The sequence below is a fragment of the Streptomyces sp. MK37H genome (genome assembly GCF_018035285.1).
Taxonomy (GTDB): Bacteria; Actinomycetota; Actinomycetes; order Streptomycetales; family Streptomycetaceae; genus Streptomyces; species Streptomyces endocoffeicus.
This window is the reverse complement of the sequence record NZ_JAAAYH010000472.1, coordinates 1-6,677: the sequence shown is the minus strand read 5'-3', so window position 1 is coordinate 6,677 and position 6,677 is coordinate 1. Positions and strand designations below refer to the sequence as shown.

The following is a 6,677-nucleotide window of genomic DNA, read 5'->3' as shown; positions in this document are numbered from 1 at the left end:
GCCCACCCACTCAGCCAGAGCGGCGGCCTGGCCCCGCAACGCCTCCACACTCCGCCCCGACACCACCCACGGCACCACCCCACCCACCTCAGAGGACACCGTCGGCGCATCCTCCTCAGGAGCCTGCTCCACAATCACATGCGCATTGGTGCCGCTGATCCCGAAGGACGACACACCGGCCCGGCGCGGGCGCTCACCGTTCGGCCACTCCACCGGCTCGGTCAGCAGCCGTACACCGCCGCCGTCCCACTCCACATGAGGCGTCAGCTCCTCGGCATGGAGGGTGGCCGGGAGTACGTCGTGCCGCAGGGCCATCACCATCTTGATGACACCGGCCACACCCGCCGCACCCTGCGTATGGCCGATGTTGGACTTCAGCGAGCCGAGGCGCAACGGCCGGTCCTCCGGCCGGTCGCGGCCGTAAGTGGCAATCAGTGCGTCGGCTTCGATCGGGTCGCCGAGCTTGGTGCCCGTGCCATGCGCCTCCACCGCGTCCACCTCAGACGGGGCGAGCCGGGCACTGGCGAGGGCCTGGCGGATGACGCGCTGCTGGGAGGGGCCGTTCGGCGCGGTGAAACCGTTGCTGGCGCCGTCCTGATTGATCGCCGAGCCCCGGACGACCGCCAGCACCCGATGACCGTTGCGCCGGGCGTCGGACAGCCGCTCCAGCAGCACCAGGCCGACGCCTTCGCCCCAGCCCGTTCCGTCAGCGTGCGCCGAGAATGCCTTGCACCGCCCGTCCGGGGACAGCCCGCGCTGCCGGGAGAAGCCGGTGAACACCTCGGGGGTGGTCATCACCGTCACCCCGCCGGCCAGGGCCAGGGCGCACTCCTCCTGCCGCAGCGCCTGGCAGGCCAGATGGATCGCGACCAGCGACGACGAGCACGCCGTCTCCACCGTGACGGCCGGTCCCTCCAGGCCGAGGGTGTAGGACACCCGGCCCGAGAGCAGGCTCGGTGCGTTGCCCGCGTATCCCTCGGATCCCTTCTGCGGAAGGTCACCCGATGTGGTGCCGCCGGTGGTGGCCGTACCGGCGTATACACCAGTCCGGGAGCCCTTGAGGGAAACCGGGTCGATTCCCGCCCGTTCGCATGCCTCCCAGGCGGTTTCCAGCAACAGTCGCTGCTGGGGGCTGGTGGCGAGCGCCTCGCGCGGGCTGATGCCGAAGAACTGCGGGTCGAATCGGTCGGCGTCGTAGAGGAACCCGCCCCGGCGGACATACGTGGTGCCGGGGTGGTCCGGGTCCGGGTGATAGAGGCTGTCGAGGTCCCAGCCGCGGTCGGTGGGGAAATCCCCGATGGCGTCCACACCGCCCGCGACCAGCCGCCACAGGTCCTCGGGCGTGTTCACCCCGCCCGGGAACCGGCAGGCGATGCTCACGACCGCGATCGGCTCCTGGTATCGCTCCTCCACCTCACGCAAACGCAGGCGCGTATCGTGCAGATCCGCGGAAACGCGCTTGAGATACTCGACCAGCTTCTCTTCATTCACGTTCACCATGAGGTTTCACCCGGCCCTCAGCGGTCGTGGCGCCCGGCACATTCAGGACACACCCAGTTCGTTGTCGATGAAGTCGAGAACCTGGGCCGCGGACGCGGACTCCAGCCTCTCCGCGGCGGTCATCTCTTCCTCCGCCGGCTTTCGTGTCGCCTTCCACTTCGCCAGCAGGCTTTCGAGCCGTGCCGTGACCGCCCCCGAGTCGTCGTCTTCCATCTCGAGGCCGATCAAAGTGGCTTCGAGCCTGGCCAGTTCGTTGAGGACTGGATCGGCGTCTCCCCGGCCCGGCGTGGCGCCGACCGCCGGGGCGATGCGCTCCAGCAGGTAGTCGGCCAGCACGGCCGCGTCCGGATAGTCGAAGACGAGGGCGGCGGGCAGGCGCAGACCGGTGGCGGCGGCGAGTCGGTTGCGCAGCTCGACGGCGGTCAGGGAGTCGAAGCCCAGCTCCTTGAAGTTGGTGTCCGACTGCACCGCTTCGGCGTCCGCGTGTCCGAGCACGGTGGCCACATGGCCACGGACCAACTGGAGGACGGCGCGGTGCTGTTCCGCGGCGGACAGGCCCGCCAGCCGGTCGGCCCAGTCGTCCGGCCGTGCGTCGGCTGCCGCCGCCGTACGCCGCGCCACCGCGCCACCGGCTCCGGAGGCGGCGAGAGCGCGGAGCGTGGCGGGGAGGCTGTCTGCGGGCTGGGCGGCGAGGACACGGGCGTTCATATCCGCCGCGATCAGCTGGTGGCCGCCATGCTCGGACGCCGCGTCGAGCAGCCGGAGGGCGTGGTCCGCGGCCATCGCGGTGACGCCGGAGCGGGACATCCGGGCCAGGTCCGCGTCGGCGAGGCCGCCGGTCATCTCGCTGGCCTCGGCCCACAGGCCCCACGCCACCGAGACCGTCGGCAGGCCCAGCGCCTGGCGGTGGGCCGCCAGCGCGTCGCAGAAGGCGTTGGCCGCCGCGTAGTTGGCCTGTCCCGGGCTGCCCATGACCCCGGCGGCCGATGAGAACAGCACGAACGCGCCCAGGCGCAGATGTGCCGTCGCGGTGTGCAGATGCGCCGCGGCGGTGGCCTTCGCCGCCCAGACCCGTGCCAGCCGCTCGGGAGTCTGCGCGGTGACAACCGCGTCGTCCAGCACACCCGCGGCATGGATGACCGCGGTCAGCGGATGCGCGGGATCGACCCCCGCCACCAGATCGGCCACGGCTGTCGCGTCGGTGACATCGGCCGCGACGATGCTTACCCGCGCGCCCAGGGCGGTCAGCCGATCGGCGAGGTCCTCGGCGCCCGGCGCGTCCGGGCCCCGGCGGCTCACCAGCAGCAGATGCCCGATCCGCCAGACCCGTACGAGGTGTTCGGCGACCAGCGCGCCCAGCGTGCCGGTGCCACCGGTGATGAGGACCGTGCCGTCCGGGTCCACCGGGGCGGGGACGTCCAGGACCAGCTTGCCGGTGTGCTTGGCCTGGCTGAGATGACGCAGTGCCTCACGTGTCCGGCTCAGCGGCCAGGTTCGCACCGGCAGCGGCGGCAGGGCCGCGGTGGCTGCAGTCGCTCCGGTGACCTCGGCGGCTTCGGTGGCTTCCGTGACTTCGATGGTTCCGGTAGCTCCGGCGGCTTCGGTGGCTCCGATAGCTCCGATAGCTCCGATAGCTCCGGCGGCTTCGGTGGTGAACAGCTCGCCCAGTTCGCCCAGCATCCGGCCGATGCGTCCGGGTCCGGCGTCGGTGATCAGGTCGTAGACCTGGTACGTCACCCCCGGGTGCTCCTCCACGACGCGCTCAGGATTACGGAGGTCGGTCTTGCCCATCTCCATCAGCCGTCCGCCGTCGGCCAGCAGCCGCAGGGAGGCGTCGACGAACGGCCCGGCGAGGCTGTTGAGCACCACATCGACACCACGTCCACCGGTGGCCTCGCGGAACACCTCCTCGAAGTCCAGATCGCGCGACGAGGCCCGATGCGCCGCATCGATGCCCATCTCCTCCAGCACCCCGTGCTTACTGGGGCTCGCCGTCGCGTAGACCTCCGCCCCCAGGTGGCGGGCGATCCGCACGGCCGCCATGCCCACACCGCCGGTCGCGGCATGGATCAGGACCGACTCCCCGGCCCGGAGCCCGGCCAGCTCCACGAGCCCGTACCAGGCGGTCAGGTACGCCACCGGCACCGAGGCCGCCTGCGGATAGGTCCATCCGGCGGGAATCGGCGCCACCATGCGGGCGTCGGTCACCGCCGTCGGGCCGAACGCGCGGTCGAAGACCCCCATGACCCGGTCACCCACGGCGAGCCCGGTCACCTCGGGGCCGATGTCCAGCACCACGCCGGCACCCTCGCCGCCGAGCCCGGTCTGGCCCGGGACCATGCCCAAACTGATCAGCGCGTCGCGGAAGTTGATACCGGCCGCGTGCACCGCCACCCGCACCTGGCGCGGTCCGAGGGGCTCGAGCACCTCCGGGCACGGCACCGGCCTCACGTTCTCCACCGTGGCCGCGCCGGTCAGCTCCAGCCGCCATGCGGGCTGTCCCACCAGTGCGGCCACACCCCCGCTGCTCACGCCACCGGCGCGCATCAGCCGGGGCACCCGAAGCCGCCCCGCCCGCAGTGCGATCTGCGGCTCGTCCAGGTGCGCCGCCCACGCCACCGCGCTGCGCACGTCCTCCGCGAGCGGTTCGGCGTCCGGGTCGAGATCGACCAGAAGGAACCGTCCCGGGTTCTCCGCCTGTGCACTGCGCACCAGCCCGCACACGGCGGCACCGGCCATGTCCACGCCGCCGTCCCCGGCGCCTTCCGCCTCGGGAGTGTCGATCGCGACGGCTCCCCGCGTGACCAGCACCAGCCGGGCGTCTGCCAGCCGAGGTTCGGCCAGCCAGCCCCGCACCAGCTCCAGCACCCGCTCCGAGGCCGCCAGACCGGCGGCCGCCAGGTCCGTATCCATGTGCCTCTCGGATGGGTCACTGAGGCCGGACAAATACGCGATGGCCACGGAGGGGGCGGGGGCGTCACCGTCGAGGGCGGACACCAATGCCTCCAGACGCGGGTGGCGTACCGAGTCCGGCACGATCGGCCCGCACTCCTGCGGTCCCAGAACCACCCAACCGCCGCCGTCCGCCGGATCCGGCTCCTGGCCTTCCGCATCGGTGTCCTGTGCGGGGACGGGCAGGGGCGTCCACTCCAGGGTGAACAGCCCGTCCACCTGCGGCCCACCGGAGGTCTGCAGCTGGTCGAGGGCGGCCGGTCGCATCACCAGCGAGTCGACGGTCAGCACCGGACCGCCCACGGCGTCGGCCACTTCGACCCGCAGTCCGCGCTCGCCCTCGGCGCCACCCGCCTCCTGCCGCTGGGGCGAGAGCCGCACCCGTACGGTTGTGGCACCGCCCGCCCACAGCGACACGCCGTTCCAGGCGAACGGCAGCCACACCCGACCGTCGTCGTGGTCCTCCTCGGGCCGGTCCAGGAGGAACGCCGGATGCAGCGCGGCATCCAGCAGTGCCGGGTGGATACCGAACCCCTCCGGGGCTCCGGCGGCGTCGGGCAGTGCCACTTCGGCGAGCACATCGGCGCCGTCCCGCCATACCGCCCGCAGTCCACGGAACGACGGCCCGTACGCGTACCCGGACGCCTCGGCGCGCTCGTAGAACCCGTCCAGCCGTACGGGCTCCGCGCCCGCCGGAGGCCACGCCAGACCCGGCTCGTCCACCTGGCCCCGCGCGGGGCTCTGCGGGGACGGCGGGCCCAGGACGCCCTCGGCGTGGCATACCCAGCCCGGGTCGGCACCGGCCTCGGCATCGCGGTCGGGCCGGGAGTACACCCGCACATCGCGCCGCCCGTCCTCGGTGGCCACACCGACCACCACCTGCACACGCAGCCCGCCGGACGCGGGGAGGACGAGCGGCACCTGGAGCGCCAGCTCCTCCAGCCCGCCGCAACCCGCCTCGTCAGCGGCCCGTAGCGCCCACTCCACCAGCGTCGCGCCCGGCGCCAGCACGGCGCCCGCCATCACATGCTCGGCCAGCCAGCCCCCGGCGCCCCCGGCCGCGATCCGGCCGGTCAGCACCAGCCCACCATCGGCGAGCCCGACGGCCGCCGGCAGATGTGCGTGCTCGACGCGCCGTAGCCCGGCGGCCCCCACGTCCCCGACGCCGCCGCCCGCCGCCAGCCAGTAGCGCTCGCGTTGGAAGGCGTACGTCGGCAGATCCACCGTCCGGGGGGCCGGATCGGCCGGGAACCACTGGGTCCAGTCGACATCGGTGCCATGGGTGTGCAGTTGGGCGAGGGCGTGGCCGAGTGCGTGGCAGTCGGGCCGTTTACGGCTCAGGGTGGCCGCCACCAGCGGGCTCGGCCGCCCTGCCTCGCCTTCGCCCTCGTCGGTGTCGGCCGCCGTCTCGTCGGCGGCGAGGTGCTGAAGGGTGTGCTGGGTCGCGGCGGCCAGGACGGGGTCGGGGCCGAGCTCGAGGAAGACGCCGGTTTCGGGCGCGATATGAGCGACGGCGGGGTGGAATCGCACGGGTTGGCGGATGTGCCGCACCCAGTAGTCCGGTGTGGCCATCTCCTCGTCGGCCGGCTCACCGGTGAGGTTGCTGAGTACCGGAAGGGTGGGCCGGTGGAAGGTCAGGCCGTCGATGGCCCGCGCGAACGGCTCCAGGATGGGGTCCATCAGCGGGGAGTGGAAGGCGTGGCTGACCGTCAGGGTCCTGGTCTTGCGGCCCTTCGCCGCCCAGGTGGCGCTGATGTCGGCGACCAGTTCGATCGGACCGGAGACCACGGTGTTGCCGGGGGTGTTCAGAGCGGCGATGCCCACCTGGCCGTCGTATGCCGCCAGATCCTCGGCGAGTTCCTCGGCGGTGGCGGCGATGGTGGCCATGCCTCCGCCGGTGGGGAGTCGGCCCATGAGCGTGGCGCGGGCGGCCACGAGTCGGCAGGCGTCGGGGAGGTCGAAGACCTCGGCTACGTGGGCGGCCGCGATCTCGCCGATGGAGTGGCCGATGACGGCGTCGGGGCGTACGCCGAACGAGTCGAGCAGCCGCGCCAGGGCGATGTGCAGCGCGAACAGCCCCGCCTGGGCATAGGTGGTGTGGTCCAACAGCCCCGGCCGCTCGGCCACACCGTGGAAGACCACATCGCGGAGGGGATGTTCCAGATGGGGATCCAGCAGTCCGCAGACCTCGTCGAACGCCATGGCGAACACGGGGAATCGGTCGT

The 6,677-nt window shown here is 72.5% G+C and carries 2 protein-coding genes; both read right to left on the bottom strand.

Going from position 1 to position 6,677, the window contains the following annotated elements:
- Nucleotides 1-1,500: beta-ketoacyl synthase N-terminal-like domain-containing protein (locus GWI24_RS38135; protein ID WP_210950627.1), on the bottom strand; the 1,500-nt coding region annotated here is incomplete at its 3' end.
- A 42-nt stretch (nt 1,501-1,542) separates the two neighbouring features.
- Nucleotides 1,543-6,663, bottom strand: a complete 5,121-nt coding sequence (locus tag GWI24_RS38125) for an SDR family NAD(P)-dependent oxidoreductase (RefSeq protein WP_308344227.1) — start codon at nt 6,661-6,663, stop codon at nt 1,543-1,545.
- Between the last annotated feature and the right edge of the window lie 14 nt (nt 6,664-6,677).